We start from the raw sequence: 14,922 nt of genomic DNA on the forward strand, positions 1-14,922 counted from the left end.
CCGTTTTCAGTAGCATTTTCAGAAACTTCATTTCCGGAATTAAGTCCGGTAATCAAAAAATCAGCTCCAAGGTCGGGAAGTGTGACCTTCATCTCCCATTCCGCATGATTTATAACTGCCAGGGTTTTGTCCAGGCTGTTATTTCCGAAGGGATTTTTAACCACAATAGCATCGGGCATTAGCTCAAGCCTCCACACGCCTTTTTCGAGCTTATCAAGAAAATAAGCTCCTTTGCCCTCATATTTTACTACAGGAGAACTTCCAACTCCTGCTATTTGCTTCAGTTTTTTGAGATTTTTCGGCTGACTTTCGGTGGTATTGGTATAAATAAATTTTTCATCAGAATTCATTTCAGCAAGATCCTTTTCATAGCTAATCCTGAAATTTCCGAAGTTAAGATTAGCAGGATATTTGCCCAGATCTTCATTCATTGGCAACTCATGAAAAATCTCACCGCTAATCATCAACGCCAGGGCTTTTGAAGGTGTGTAAGCGAGGTTCATGTAATGCGTGTCGTATTCGGTGTTATAGGGCGCCATGAAGGTGGGATCGTAAGCGAAATGAGTGCCAATCTGTATGCCGGCCTGCCTGATGCTACGTGCCATAGCCGAATACATATAAGATTTCATCACATCGGCCGCATCAAACTCATAGACCAGTTTTGCCAGTCCGTGTTCCTCCCAAACCTCATCAAACGGAATCTCATAATTATTCACGTTGGGCAGGAGATTGCCCTCCAGTTCTTTTCCAAAGCCTAAACCGGTGGGATACCACTGGAAAGTCCCGCCGTCTATCCCGGCTTTTGCGTAAGTTTCGGCCAACTGGATGCTATGGGTCACGTTATAGAAAATAGGCTTTTTTGTGCCGGTAGATTTCATGGAGGCGATCATCCTTTCAATAAATTCCTGCACTTTCTCCGGACTCTCCCGGTGGTGCGGCTCATTACTGACTTCAAAAGCAATCACATTGGGCTCGTCTTTATAAGCAATATCCGTGTAAGGGTTCACGTGCTCAAGGAACTGGGCCAGGTAATTCTCCTGGGCTTTAATGGCATCGGGATGAGTGAGGCTGCCCTCTTTTCCGTATTTATGAGAAAAACCGGGAGTTTCTGTATCAGGTTCCGGCCAGCCACCGCCCCAATAGGCAATGGGCGTGAGTACGAAATTGATTCGGCGTTGCTTAAGTTCGTTTATAAGGAAATCAAAATGGTCAAGATGCTCGTTTTTGAGAAGATTTCCCTCTACATCACTTATTTCGGTGTCCCAGATGTGAATACGGTACAGGTCAAAACCCAATCTGGAAAAATGGTAAACATCATTTTGCATCTCCTTTTTAAGATCCACTCCCATCTTCTTACCAGACCGAAAAGCATGGGCAAAAGGCACAGAATAATTCACCCCAAAACCTTTCACCTCCTCTTTATTATGCCCCCAGCGCATCACGCCGCTATCATCTACAAAAACATCTGCTTTTTTGCCATTTTTGACAGCCTGCGCCACAACCGGATTCGCAACTGCGATACTCAGGGCCAGGAAAATTTTAAATCTAAAATTCTTCATGATTGTTTATTTCAAAATGCTTGAAGTGGCCAGAAGTTGTAAAATTGTTGCTGTGTAATAACCTGGTGAAAATTCCAGCTTTGACATAAACGGAATCTTCATCAATAATTTTGTTGTTTTCTGCGGAAGTTAGCTCATAGGCTACCGGCAAAGGACTATTGTTTACCAATTTCCTTTTTTCATGTAAAAGTTTGGAAGATATGGAAACTACACCTGAAGTTTTTGGGGCGATATCTTTTGCTGAAACACCTGCTGAAAATGCCATTTTTGACACCTCTGCCAAAGTTAGAGTCAGCCGGGCCGCAACTTTTTTTGCACCAATCAACTCAAAGGCTTTCAATTTCCTCTGAAACAATTCAGTAATAAAAAAAGCACCAAATGGATGGTACATTTCATTTGAAAATGAAGGGGTTTCCGGTTTCTTTTTCTCTACCCGATTTGCTGTAAGATAAAAGGGCACTTCTTTAGTATTGCTGTAGAAGGTAATATCTATAGTAAAATTGGGCTGCCAGTAATTGGCCAAATAAAACATTACGACTTGTTAGGCTCCTGTAAAAATAAGAAAATTAAAGCGCCCTAGGGTTTACTGCGCCTTAATTACTTCAATATTTTTCTTTTTTAAGGCTTCCTCCATTTCGGGTTCAATCCCTGCATCGGTCACTATTTTATCTATTTTATCGAAGCCACAAATAAATGCAAGTCCAGATTTTTTAAACTTAGAAGAATCGGCCACTACAATCACTTCTTCGGCCACCTCAATCATGATTTGGTTGAGATAGGCTTCCTCCATATAATGTGTGTAAATTCCTGAATTTTCCTTTATGCCATCTACTCCAAGAAAGAGTTTATTACAATATAACTGCCTGAAGTTTCGCTCGGCCATGGGCCCCACTAAAGACATGCTGAATTCTTTTAAATAGCCGCCAGGCATAAAGACCTCCAGATTCTTGTATTGGGATAAATTATTTACAATGTCAAGGGCATTGCTAATTACAGTGAGGTTCTTAAAATCTTTCAGGTTTGTTGACAATTCGAAAGTTGTAGTTCCCGAATCTAAAATTATACTCTCGTCTTCATTGATGAGACTCACTGCTTTTTTCCCGATAAGACGTTTGTAATCGAGGTTTATTTTTTTCTTTTCCGAAACATTTAAAGCAATATTATTTGCTTTAAAAGCACCGCCATGAGCTCTTATTAAGAGTTTATTTTTTTCTAGCTTATCAAGATCATTGCGAATAGTAACTTCACTCACGTTGAGCAACTGACTTAATTCGGTAACATTCACCTGGCCTGCATCATCTAGCTTTTCTAAAATAAGAGATCTGCGATACGCTGTTTTATTCATAACTTTTACGATTGATTCTTTAAGAACGAAAGGATTTTGCAAAAATAATAAATTCCTACACTAATTTTAAGTTTCGGTAATTTACTGTCAATCTAGTAAATAAAGTTCTTCTTTCGAACAACTTTATTTAAATTTTGCTGATTTTTTTTAAAAGATAAAATTAATCCTCTCTTTCTTATGTAAGAAAACCGTAAGTTTTGATGGCATTATCACGAAAAATCTTTTCCAGAACTTCAGGTGGTAACGCAAGACCTTTAAAACTTCCGTCGAATTCGGGCGCAGTGAGCTCTTTAGAAGTGGCAAAAAAGTCCCAGTGGGCCTGCCACAATCCTTCAAACCTATTTTTAACTTCTTCATCAGTCATAGAACCATCTTCAATAACATCTGTACCATATATTATCCGGTCCTGATATTTGATGAAAAATTCTCTCACTTTTTCATGATCTTCCATAGCCTGTAATTGTACATGACAAATACGTTCGGCTAAATCGGTCTTAGAATTAGGGAATTTTTCAAGCCTTTTGGCAACTTCGTCAAGGCTATATTCCATGCTAAAAAGGTGTAATCCCACATATTTTAAATCGGGGTGCTTGATCAACACATTATCCCTTGCCTGCATTTGTGCCTGATAGGAAGGATAGTCGGGATTCTTAAACATATGATATTCGGGATGACCGGCAAAATAATCGCGGTCACTGTTAACCGTCATTTCTTCTAAGGGCAACCAGCAATTACGGGGTTCTCCCTGATGCCCAATAAGCAAAATGTCATTTTTAGCAAGATATTCGTAAATGGGATCAAATCTTTTATCATCAACCATAACAAATTTCCCATCCTTATCTTTCACCGACTTATCCATCCCGATGTTCTTCCAAATTTTCACACCTGCAGCACCATTAGCCAAACCAATCTTTATTTGCTGCATGGCATGAGGCAACCAGTCTTCAGTATTCCAGAATTTTGTATCAAAACTTGTGATGAATTTTATTCCCTGCGGATATTCTTTTTGAAGATCGTGAATAACTGCCTCCTGCTCCTCTATACTTTCAAAAAACGGAATATCAGTATTAATAGATAAGAACCTTGCATTCCATTTTTTTGCTGTATCGAGCTTAGCAGTAGAACGTGTATTTAAATGAACATGAGCATCTATAAAATTGTCTAACATAATGATATTTTTTACTGATCACTTAAGGATTCTCTTCACGTTAAGCCATCGGTTAATTCAGGTTTTGATTTTGACACATCTTTTCTTATCTTCTGAAGTAGGGCTTAAACGTTCTTTACCATTTCCAGTTTTTCAGAAACTAATTGAGTTATAGCCTGTGTTGCTATAGGAAATAATTTTCTAAGATCAATTTCTTCATTGGTAGCTAATCTTTCTTTTAAAGTATTCATAAATATATTCTTGATCTCGGTGGCCAGGTTGATCTTACAAATTCCGTTAGAAATAGCTTCCTGCACCTGTTGATGTGGCACACCAGAACTACCATGTAACACTAGTGTAGCCGCAGTACTTTTTGATATTTTTGAGAGTAACTCAATATCTAAATTAGGTTCTTCTTTATAAAACCCGTGGGCAGTCCCAATAGCAATAGCAAGAGCATCGACACCGGTAGCTTCTACAAATTCTTTTGCTTCCCCGGGTTGGGTAAAGCCCTGTTGCCCGTGTTCCTGGCCAAGCTTGGCAACAAAACCGAGCTCTGCCTCTACATGTGCCCCGTAACTTTTAGCCTTTTCAACAACTTCACGAGTAATTTTTATATTTTCTTCAAATGGAAGTTCGCTTCCGTCTATCATTACAGAATCAAAACCTGCATCAAGGCAACGTTGCACCAGCGCTACAGAACCACCATGGTCAAGGTGAATCCAACCTTCAACGCCAAATTGCTTCAAGCCCGCCCTACCAAGTTTCACGGCAGTATCTAAACCCATATAATCTATAGAGCTTTGGGTAAGCTGAAGTATTATTGGCTCCCCAACATTTGCAGCGGCCTGCAGCACCCCGTGCAGCGTTTCAAGATTGTAAAAATTGGTAGCCAGTAAACCTCTTTTTTGAGTGGTAAATTCCTGTAATTTTTCCTTTAGGTTCATACTTAAAGTTCTTTATTCTCGATTTGTTGTTTTTTTAATGCTATTTCTGAAGCGGTAGTAAATGCCGTGGTACCTCCTGCACAGGTTGTATTTAAAGACCCCATAAGGTTGCCATTTTTTAAACAGGCTTTCCAGGAAGAGCCTTTGAGATATTCATGAATGAACCCGGCATTGAAAGAATCACCTGCACCTATGGCGTCTTTAAAATACCGATTGATAAAGGGAGGTTCAATTATTCGCTCGTTTCCAGAGATCAAAAGTGATCCTTCAGTCCCCATTTTAATAGCTACAGTATTTACTTCAGGTTTTAAGGCTAAAATTGCCTCCTCCAGGTTGTCTTTTTTGGTAAGATTGAGCAATTCAGACTGGTTTGGAAAAAAGATATCTACATAGGGCAGGACTTTTTTATAGTCAAAATCCCATTTATCTTCGGGGTCTACCTGCAAGTCAAGAGATGTAGTAAGCCCGGCGGCTTTAGCTTTTTTGAAAATTTCTAAAATATCTGGTTTAATACCTTTCTGAAGGTAAAAATTGGAAAGGTGAAAGTGATCGAATTCATCTAATGCCCCCCACGGAATGTCACTAATTGTAAAATCTTCCATCGCCCCACAATAAGTTACATTTGCCCTGTCCTGGTCGTAGTTCATAACTATGGTAATTCCGGTTTTGTGGGTATCAGATTTCCTAATATAGCCGGTATCTACATTCTTCTTCTGAAGTTCAGTAAGCACAAATTCTCCAAACCTGTCTGCTCCAATTTTTCCGCAGAAAGAAGTGAGAGTCCCCATAGTTGCCACATTGGAAGCCATTATAGCTGAAGAACTACCAAGTGTAAAATCCATTTCTTCAGCAACAATTTCATCGCCTATTTTGGGAAATCCGTTGATGTTGTTTAAGATCAAATCAATATTCAACTCCCCTACCACCAATAATTTTTTACGCCTCATGTATTATTTCCTTTATATCAACTCTTTGCAAAAGACTTTTTACATCATTTATTCTTAACTGGCCCAGGTCTTCAAAAAGGCAATTTGCAGCGCCACATGCTACTCCATATGCAGCTGTTTCTTCGATACTTAAATTCCTGGAAATGACATGTGCCAGTCCGGCTGTAAGACAATCGCCACTGCCTACCGTGCTTACCACTTTGTCTATTTTTACATTTGCCGATAGAACCCTGTTTTGATATGCAAGCACCAGCCCGTCTTTTCCCCTGGTTAAAGCCACCATCTCTACCTTACCACTCAGAAATTTCATTACATCTTGGATATCCTCACTCCCGCATAAATTTTTGGCTTCCTCCTGGTTTAAATGAAGCCCAAAAAACCCTTTTTTAAGTGCCTCCTTCAGTTGAATCCCAGTACAATCAAGTATCACGGGAACATTTTGTTTATTTGCTGCTTCAATAAGCTGCGCATAAGCATCTACGGGGGCATTTTCAGGCCAGGAACCCGCCATGCAAATTATCCTGGTATTACCAATTGCATCCTGGAAAAACTCTTTAAAAAAATGCCATTTTTGAGAGGTGAATTCAGGTCCAGGTTCAAGCAGTTCAGAATTATTTATCTCACTTTTACCCGACCGAAACGTGTAACACTTTCTATTGTTACCTTCCAGCTCAATGCCTAAAGCAGCTACATTCTTCTGCGCACATTGGTCTTTAATCCAATTACCTGCACCTCCTGCCCATGCACCTATTAGGCTTGATGTATTACCTAACTCGGCAAGGGCAAGGGCCACGTGCACTCCCTTGCCTCCCGGAAATTCCTCCACCCGCTCTATGCGATTTACCCCACCTGCTTTAAAGGTGTCGATCCATGCATAAGTGTCTACAGAAGGATTTGGACAAACACTTAAGATCATGCTTTTGTACTATTTGGATAGTCATAAATCACCACACCCTCTACGACCCTGCTTATGGCACCAGATTTTGAGGGATTATCGGGGTCCAGGCCAAGCTCCAGGGAGGTGTATAATCCTAACAACTGCCCAACCAGGGCCACTGTTACTATATAAAGTTCTTTTCCTTTTTCAAAATTAAGATCGATATTAAGAAGCGGATTTAATTCAACCTCCTGCTCCCTACCTATAGTAACACAAGCTATATTTCGCTCATCGCCGGCTATAGATTTAGCAAGATCTAATTCATATTGATATGCGTGGTCGTTTGATGAGAATAAGTAAACCATCAAAGTTTTTTCGTTGGTAACCGCCCTGGGGCCATGTCTAAATCCAAGAAAAGAATCGTGTTTGCAAATAACTATCCCATCAGAAAGCTCCTGAAGTTTAAGAGCACATTCGCGCGCAATTCCTAATAAAGGTCCAGATCCTAAAAAAACTACCCGCTCGTATTTTGCTGTAGCTATTTCTTTTAAATCTTTCTTTTTCGCAAGTATATTTTGAGCCTGTCGCACAAGAGAGGCTATTTCGCCTTTCTTTTCTTCTACATTTTCTTTACTAAAGATCAATAAAACACTAAGCAACATAGAAGAAAAACTTCCAGTCATAGCCAGACTCTTATCATTGGCACCTTCAGGCAATAAAAAAGCAAAGGCTGTTTTTGGATGAGCCAAAGCGTACTGAGCCAAGTCACCATCTTTATTACAAGTAATCACCAAATGATAAGCCTCCTCACAGAACTGATTGACTAACTTCAGCGTTTCCAAACTTTCTGGACTATTCCCAGAACGGGCAAAAGACACTAGCAAAGTAGGACGATTTACACACAAGAAATTTTCAGGATGAGTCACAACATCGGTCGTAGCTATAGCTCTTGTATCACGATTTGTTTGTTTTTGAATAATACCCTGGGCTGCCTCGCCTATAAAAGCAGAAGACCCGGCACCAGCCAGAAGGATCTGCAATTCCTTTTTTGCCAAAATAGGCTGTAAATATTCATTTATTTCCTTCGATCTCTGCCGAATCAACTCAAAGGTTAACCGCCATATTTCGGGCTGCCCTGTAATCTCCTGTTGCGTGTATATATTCACAAATTTTATTTTTAAGATGGGTGATAAAGTTGACAATTTAACTGTTCAAGTAAAACTACAAAAAATTTGTCTTTACAAAAGAAATGAAATATTTCGGAAATTAAAAATATTCGTTTGCCTATTATTTAGCTAATTAATACTTCCGCATTTAAATTAATTTATATACACCTCCAATTTTACAATTTTTAAAATTTATTCAGAATAGAGGCGAAACCCTTATATTATAAGGCATTCATTACAGAAAATACATCCATAAACAGTAAAACACTCATAATTCCATAAATAATTATTAATATTTTGTTTGGAATTAATACGCAAAAACATAACTTAGCAGAAGTTATCGAAGAATAAATTCTTTCGATTACTGTTTAATTTCTGTTCAACTTCTTAAAACTAACCAAAAAACAACTCTAACAGACTTATGAAACAAATCGTATTAACCACTTATTTTCTACTCTTCTCCATCATTATGTTGGGACAAACTACAGTAGAAGTAAGCGGAAAAGTCGTAGACAATGATACAGGAATCCCTATTCCAGGTGTCAACATCATTGAAAAAGGTACTACTAATGGCACCATGACCGATTTTGACGGGAATTTTGTACTTGAGGCTCCCGCCAACGCAACTTTAGTTATTTCATACTTAGGCTACACCACTCAGGAAATTAATATTAACAACAGGAGCGAAATCGATATCGCGCTCCAGCAAGGTGCTGCTGCTTTAGATGAAGTTGTAGTAGTGGGTTATGGCACCCAGAAAAGAGAAAGTCTTACTGGAGCTTTAGAAACTGTTGGAGGCACAGAATTGAGAGATATTACATCCCCTTCTGTTGAAAATATGCTTAATGGAAAAGCCCCGGGGGTCTATGTGGCTCCAGGGTCTGGGCAACCAGGCTCAAGAGGAGGTGTGGTAATTCGTGGACAGGCTACTTTAAGCGGAACGACCAGCCCTCTTTGGGTAGTAGACGGTGTAATAATTGGATCTGATGCAGGAGAAATGGATCCAGACGACATTGAATCTATAACAATTCTCAAGGATGCAGCCTCTACAGCCATATATGGGTCACAAGGAGCCAATGGTGTGATTGTAGTAACAACCAAAAGGGCTAAAATGGGAGAGACAAAAGTAAGTCTGTCATCCAACATAGGCTTTAATGAATTAACCAATGGAAATTTAGAAATGATGAATGGGACAGAGCTCTATGACTATTATGCCTCATTTTCTAATTCTGACCAAATTTCGTTTCCCCGTTGGAATGCTGATTTGCGAAATAGTAACTTTGACTGGTGGAATTTGGCAACAAGAAATAGTTTTACGCAGGATATTAATGTCTCTGTTCAAGGAGGGAGCGAGACTCTTCGTTCTTATTTGTCCTTAGGTTTATACGATGAACAAGGAGCAGTCAAAGGATACGATTACACACGTTACAACTTCAGATTAAATACTGAGTACAGACCTACTGAATGGTTAACCATCAAACCATCTTTAACCGGTTCCTTGCGTGATGTCGAGGATCGTCAATACTCGACAACAGCTATGTACTCAAACCTGCCGTGGGATAGTCCTTATGATGATGAGGCAAACCTTGTATCTCACCGTTCCAGCAATTGGGTGAATAGTGCGAGCACAAATTATTTATATGATCTCCAATGGAATCACTCGTCAAATAAAAACTACCAGTTCATGGGAAATATGGATTTTGACATCAAATTGACCAATTGGTTAACTTTTTCTTCTGTCAACAGCTATCGTTACATTCATTATAAGGCTAATGGTTATACCGACCCCCGATCAAATGGTGGTGAAAGTGTAGATGGAAGAATAACAGATTACCGATCAGAAAGTACCCGCCGATATACTAATCAAATTTTAAGATTTGATCAAAAATGGAATAAGCATGATCTACAGGGCTTAATAGCTTATGAATTTAATGATTATTTAGGAGCATCTCTCGATGCCTACGGTACAGGTTTTATTCCAGGCTTTGAGGTTTTGGATGTCGTGGCCAAACCTGAACGTACTAAAGGAGGTGTAAGTGAATGGGCTGTACAATCAGTTCTTTTTAATTCTAATTATGCTTATGACCGTAAATATTTAGCTCAAATTTCTTTTCGAAGAGATGGCGCTTCTAATTTTGGTGAGAATGCTAAATACGGGAATTTCTTTTCAGTCAGTGGTGGATGGAATATTCATACTGAAAAATGGTTTCGGGTACAGCAGATAGACGCTTTAAAATTACGAGCAGCTTACGGTTCAGTAGGGAATAGACCCACATCTCTTTACCCCCAGTACGATTTATATTCCGTTTCTAGTGGTGCTAGTTATAATGAACAATCCGGAGCTCTTATTAGCCAAATAGGGAATAATGACCTCACTTGGGAAAAAACCTATACAAGCGGTATCGGATTAGACGCACGTGCATTTAAAAATCGTTTAAGATTTACTTTTGATTATTACATTAAAAATACAGAAAATATTCTCTACCGGGTTCCAATTACTGGTTTGACAGGTGTTACCAGTATTTGGCAAAACATTGGGGAAATGCAAAACAAAGGATTTGAAATTGGTCTTGGAGGAGATCTCATAAACAATGAAGATTTAATCTGGAGTTTAGATATCAACCTAGGTCATAATACCAATGAATTAACCAAATTGTACAAAACAAAAGATTCTGACGGAAATTACATTGTTAGGCCTATAATTATAAGTGATGGACTGGGCATTGCAGGTTCTGCACAACGCATGCTGGAACCAGGTCGCCCTGTTGACACTTATTACCTCAAGGAATGGGCAGGTGTAAATTCGGAAAATGGATTACCACTGTGGTATAAGGTGGAGAGAGATGGTGAAGGGAACGAACTGTCCAGAACTACTACAAGCAATTATTCAGAAGCTACTTTTGAAAAAACAGGAAAGGTATCTCCTGATCTTTTCGGTGGTTTTTCAACTGCTATAAATTATAAACAGTTTGACCTTAGCGCCATGTTCGGGTTTGCCATAGGAGGTAAAATCTATAACTATTCCCGACAAGAATATGATTCCGACGGCACATACACAGACAGAAATCAAATGAAATTAAGACCAGGTTGGAGTCGTTGGGAAAAACCAGGTGATATAGCCACACATCCCATTGCTAGATATAATAATCAAGACAAAGCAAATGCACCTTCTACACGTTTTTTAGAAGATGGAGATTTTTTGAAGCTACGGTCTCTAACACTAGGATATAATGTTCCTACCAGCAAATTATCAATAGACAATTTGCGTATTTCTTTATCTGGAGAGAATCTATTTGTAATTACAGATTACTCCGGAGTAGATCCTGAAATCCCAGCAGGTAGCGGAGGAGCTATTATGGGATCAACTGGTCCAGGTGTATATCCCTCCACTCGTAAATATATGTTTGGACTTAACGTATCATTTTAAATAGGAATATCATGAAAAAAATATTTACAACTTTCTTGGCCGCAATATTATTTCTAGCCTGTGAAATTGACCGCTTACCTCATGGTAGTATGGATTCTGGAACAATTGTAGATGATCCTGATGCTGCGCTTGAGGCATTGCTAAATGGAACCTATGCACAGTTAAAAGCATGGTCGGATCCCATGCACAGGATGGGAGAATATGCAGGAGACAATATGATGATACGTGGATCATCTACAGATGCTTTTTATGAATTTATCTCCTATGCCCGCACTCCCAACAACTATAGACTCACCCAGTTCTGGGATTCTGGTTACAAAGCTATTGCTCAAGCTTCTAATGTCATAGCTATGATTGACGAGGGGCAGAGTACAGAAATAGACAACAGTATAGGTGAGGCATACTACATTCGTGGAATGATGTATTTTTATCTTACCCGGGCTTTTGGCCGTCCATACTATCAAAATCCAGAAACAAACCTGGGAGTTCCTATTGTTAATGGCACTCCTGAAGATGTTATCAACCTCGAATTACCCGATCGCGCTACAGTAGCAGAGAGCTACCTGCAAGCCATTAAAGACCTGAAAAAAGCAGAGGAACTTTTAACTCTAGATAAAGAACCAATCTATGCTACAAAAGAAGCAGCTCAAGCCATGTTATCGCGTATATATTTGTACATGAGCGGTACTTATGAATCTCCAAACACAGAATTCGCTCAACTATCAATAGAGTACTCTGACAAAGTGATCAATTCTGGCAAGTTTTCTCTATTGCCAAGAGAACAGTTCATGAAATATAACACCTATATTCCTGAAAACAATCCAGAAACAATATTTGCAATTAAACGTGTAGCTTCAGAATTCTCGGGTTATGATCACTATTATGGTGTAGGGGGAATGTATGCCAATATAGGCGGAATGGGCTGGGGAGAAATGTATGCCAGTGCCAGACACCTCGAATTATTAAGTGAAACAGGACGAAATGACTGGCGTCCTGAAAGCTATCACATGAAAGATGCACGTGCAGCTTTCATCCGCCCTACTTATGCAACAAATGCTGAGACAGGAGAATACACCGAAGTTTTTCGTTTTATTAAGGAAGATGGCGAAGTTTTAAATTATGTACAGGCAGAGATTACCCGAAACGGCGGTAACCTTACTGCAACAGAAGGCTCTAACGATTATTCACTCACTCCCATTGACAGTGAACAGGGTATTTATTCTATTCAATATGGAAATAAATCTTATACGGGAGTTATAGACAACTATATAACACTCAACCGGGTTTACCCTCAATTTTACATTACCAAAGCCTCACTTGAAGGAGAGGAATCGCATTTGCACTCCCCTGTTATAAGCCGTTTAGGAGAGATCTATCTCAATAGAGCAGAAGCCTATGCGAAATTAGGAAATTATGGTGCTGCTTTGGCAGATTTAAATACTGTTAGAGAACGTTCTATTGTAAACGGAGGATATAATGAAATAAGCGATACAAACGCCAGCACATTAATTGATAAGGAGCGCCAATTGGAACTTGCTTTCCAGGCAGAACGAAGTTACGATGTTTTTAGGAATGGGAAAACTCTAAAACGGGAGTATCCAGGTCCCCACAACCAGCGTGAGGATATTTCAGCCACTGATTATAGAGTGATATTCTTCATTCCACAAGATGCAATCAATTCATACCCCGGAACTTTAACTCAGAACCCCACTCAATAATTACTGAATTTCTAAAATAATAGGCATAAGACTTCCCTAATTATAATTACCCTCTACTGTAAAAGCCCTGCTGAAATTTCAGCAGGGCTTTTACTATATTTTTGTTTCTGTTGCTCATATCCTGTATTAGGCTGTAGCTAATTGTATAACCCCTCTCCCAATTTTCATGAAAAATTAACTCTAATCTTTATTGTTGCATTAGTCCACTTCTGTGCTCTTGCCCAACATTCCATAAATATCGTCCCTGCACCCCAACAGTGGAATCCCACGGGAAGTCAAATACATTTTAAAGCAATACATGTAAAATTCCCTTCTGATATTAATAATAAAGAACAACTACTGTTACATAGATTTAAACTTGAACTGATAGATCTTGAGATTCCGCTTGTTGATGCTCCGGGAGATTCTGTTCTCAACCTGGAATTTGACACAGCGTATTTAAACATTAAAGCTCAAGAGGATGCCTACCAGATAGAACTGGGTATGAATACCGCTATAAAAGCCGACTCATACACTGGCCTGGTTCACGCTACCAGAACATTGCTGCAGTTATTCTCTCAGGCTAACCAAAATGGTAAACTTTCAGCCTGCACAATTATCGACTCCCCACAGTACGAAAAACCCATACTAATGATTGATATGGCCCGAAAGTTTTTTACTGTAGATGAATTGAAGAATTTTATAAGGATTATGGCCTGGGTAAAGATGAATGAAGTTCATTACATCTTAGTGATAATTCCTGGGGAGGTTACAGTTTATACCGCCTGGAAAGCGAAAAATATCCCGAACTCACAGCAAAAGATGGCTATTATAGCTGGGAAGATACTTTAAAAATCACTTTTGCTTAATCCCTTTATAGTCTTCTAAGGTAGTTTTGAACTTTTTTCTGAAGCATATAAAAGGTTAAAACTCCTTTTGATCTATTTAATTCCTACCGACTTCTTTAATTGCTTTTTTAATTTCCTTTTCTTCCCACGGTTCTTAAAGAACGTGTCTACTAAAGACCACATCTTTTCAAAAACTTCGTTTTTCGGCCTATTGATTAATTTAGCATACTCATCCGCCATTACTTCCACCTGTTTTTTGTTTGGAGTAAGACGTTCAAAATTCTTCATTCGTTCATTGAAATTAAGCGATTTAAAATTCATCCTGTTAAGATCCACGAGATAAAATTTGTAGTCGTTTTCGTTAATTTGAATAAGCGTATTACCGGGGGAATGATCCAGGAATTCAATCCCTTCTTCATGCAATTTGAAAGTAAATCTGGTAAAGGCGCGTAGAATTTCTTCATGCCCCTTTTTGTCGAGGTCAATATCCCTAAAAGTTAAATCGTACTCCAGCTGTTCGCTAACATAATAACTTTTTAAAAAAGAAAAAGAAGTAGTTTCTTCAGCATAAGCCACAGGAGCCGGAGTATTAATTCCTCTTTTTAAAAGTTCACTGGCATATATAAAAGATCTTTCGGCTTTTGATTTTCTAAAAAACCTGTAAGCAATTTTATTTACAACGTTAGGGATCTTAAAAGCTTTAATGTTAAGCTCTTTCTTCTTTATGACTACTGCTTTTAAAACATTTCTTTTTCCCGGACCGATTTTTCGACCTTCCTTTTCAAAATTATTTAAAGCATTAATAATCTCTTTTTTATAAGATGAATATGCTGCACTTACAACTACCTTCATATTTTCTCAACCTTTTTGCAAAGTTAGCTATTTGAGTTTGCATTAACTTTAAACTTCAGAATTTATAAGCCTCATCACCTCCACAGCATCCTTAGAAATACCTGTTTCCA

General features: G+C 38.8%; 12 protein-coding genes. 3 read left to right on the forward strand and 9 right to left on the reverse strand.

The annotated features are described in order from the left end of the window. From OQ279_RS12540 to OQ279_RS12575, 8 genes are all read right to left on the reverse strand, one after another. Window positions 1–1,559: glycoside hydrolase 5 family protein (locus OQ279_RS12540; protein ID WP_266070274.1), on the reverse strand; the 1,559-nt coding region annotated here is incomplete at its 3' end. Then, a complete protein-coding gene (locus tag OQ279_RS12545) occupies window positions 1,546–2,091 on the reverse strand; it encodes a hypothetical protein (protein WP_266070275.1) in 546 nt (181 codons plus the stop codon). The genes OQ279_RS12545 and OQ279_RS12540, both read right to left, overlap by 14 nt. A gap of 51 nt (window positions 2,092–2,142) precedes the next feature. Beyond that, the gene (agaR, locus tag OQ279_RS12550) at window positions 2,143–2,904 is read right to left on the reverse strand and encodes a transcriptional repressor AgaR (protein WP_266070277.1); all 762 of its coding nucleotides are present in this window, start codon (window positions 2,902–2,904) and stop codon (window positions 2,143–2,145) included. A 175-nt stretch (window positions 2,905–3,079) separates the two neighbouring features. After that, window positions 3,080–4,072, reverse strand: a complete 993-nt coding sequence (locus OQ279_RS12555) for an amidohydrolase family protein (RefSeq protein ID WP_266070279.1) — start codon at window positions 4,070–4,072, stop codon at window positions 3,080–3,082. Between the two features lie 104 nt (window positions 4,073–4,176). After that, window positions 4,177–4,998 carry a class II fructose-bisphosphate aldolase gene (locus tag OQ279_RS12560; RefSeq protein ID WP_266070280.1) on the reverse strand — a complete coding sequence of 274 codons (822 nt, stop codon included), beginning with the start codon at window positions 4,996–4,998 and terminating at the stop codon, window positions 4,177–4,179. Between the two features lie 2 nt (window positions 4,999–5,000). Then, window positions 5,001–5,945 (reverse strand): carbohydrate kinase family protein, encoded by a 945-nt coding sequence (locus OQ279_RS12565; protein ID WP_266070281.1) that lies wholly within the window; start codon window positions 5,943–5,945, stop codon window positions 5,001–5,003. Then, entirely contained in the window at window positions 5,935–6,861 is a 927-nt protein-coding gene (locus OQ279_RS12570; protein ID WP_266070282.1) for a 1-phosphofructokinase family hexose kinase, read from the reverse strand. Before OQ279_RS12570 ends, OQ279_RS12565 begins: the two co-directional genes overlap by 11 nt. Continuing rightward, window positions 6,858–7,988: an SIS domain-containing protein gene (locus OQ279_RS12575; protein ID WP_266070283.1), complete on the reverse strand. Its 1,131-nt coding sequence runs from the start codon at window positions 7,986–7,988 to the stop codon at window positions 6,858–6,860. The genes OQ279_RS12570 and OQ279_RS12575 overlap by 4 nt, the downstream gene beginning before the upstream one ends. Window positions 7,989–8,409: 421 nt before the next feature. Between OQ279_RS12575 and OQ279_RS12580 the strand changes: the two genes are divergently transcribed. From OQ279_RS12580 to OQ279_RS12590, 3 genes are all read left to right on the forward strand, one after another. Next, complete coding sequence (locus OQ279_RS12580; protein WP_266070284.1) at window positions 8,410–11,415, forward strand: SusC/RagA family TonB-linked outer membrane protein; 3,006 nt, start codon at window positions 8,410–8,412, stop codon at window positions 11,413–11,415. 11 nt (window positions 11,416–11,426) lie between these two features. Then, window positions 11,427–13,133: a RagB/SusD family nutrient uptake outer membrane protein gene (locus OQ279_RS12585; protein ID WP_266070285.1), complete on the forward strand. Its 1,707-nt coding sequence runs from the start codon at window positions 11,427–11,429 to the stop codon at window positions 13,131–13,133. Window positions 13,134–13,274: 141 nt separating this feature from the next. Then, entirely contained in the window at window positions 13,275–13,964 is a 690-nt protein-coding gene (locus OQ279_RS12590; protein ID WP_266070286.1) for a glycoside hydrolase family 20 zincin-like fold domain-containing protein, read from the forward strand. A gap of 89 nt (window positions 13,965–14,053) precedes the next feature. Here the strand turns inward: OQ279_RS12590 and OQ279_RS12595 are convergent, their stop codons facing one another. Then, window positions 14,054–14,812 (reverse strand): lipopolysaccharide kinase InaA family protein, encoded by a 759-nt coding sequence (locus OQ279_RS12595; RefSeq protein ID WP_266070288.1) that lies wholly within the window; start codon window positions 14,810–14,812, stop codon window positions 14,054–14,056. Between the last annotated feature and the right edge of the window lie 110 nt (window positions 14,813–14,922).

The sequence above is a fragment of the Salinimicrobium profundisediminis genome, from assembly GCF_026241755.1.
Lineage (GTDB): Bacteria > Bacteroidota > Bacteroidia > Flavobacteriales > Flavobacteriaceae > Salinimicrobium > Salinimicrobium profundisediminis.

Bases quoted from the DNA above. Each gene is read 5' to 3' on its own strand.
- OQ279_RS12545 (WP_266070275.1), bottom strand. From the start codon at position 2,091: ATGTTTTATTTGGCCAATTACTGGCAGCCCAATTTTACTATAGATATT.
- agaR (WP_266070277.1), bottom strand. From the start codon at position 2,904: ATGAATAAAACAGCGTATCGCAGATCTCTTATTTTAGAAAAGCTAGAT.
- OQ279_RS12555 (WP_266070279.1), bottom strand. From the start codon at position 4,072: ATGTTAGACAATTTTATAGATGCTCATGTTCATTTAAATACACGTTCT.
- OQ279_RS12560 (WP_266070280.1), bottom strand. From the start codon at position 4,998: ATGAACCTAAAGGAAAAATTACAGGAATTTACCACTCAAAAAAGAGGT.
- OQ279_RS12565 (WP_266070281.1), bottom strand. From the start codon at position 5,945: ATGAGGCGTAAAAAATTATTGGTGGTAGGGGAGTTGAATATTGATTTG.
- OQ279_RS12570 (WP_266070282.1), bottom strand. From the start codon at position 6,861: ATGATCTTAAGTGTTTGTCCAAATCCTTCTGTAGACACTTATGCATGG.
- OQ279_RS12580 (WP_266070284.1), top strand. From the start codon at position 8,410: ATGAAACAAATCGTATTAACCACTTATTTTCTACTCTTCTCCATCATT.
- OQ279_RS12585 (WP_266070285.1), top strand. From the start codon at position 11,427: ATGAAAAAAATATTTACAACTTTCTTGGCCGCAATATTATTTCTAGCC.
- OQ279_RS12595 (WP_266070288.1), bottom strand. From the start codon at position 14,812: ATGAAGGTAGTTGTAAGTGCAGCATATTCATCTTATAAAAAAGAGATT.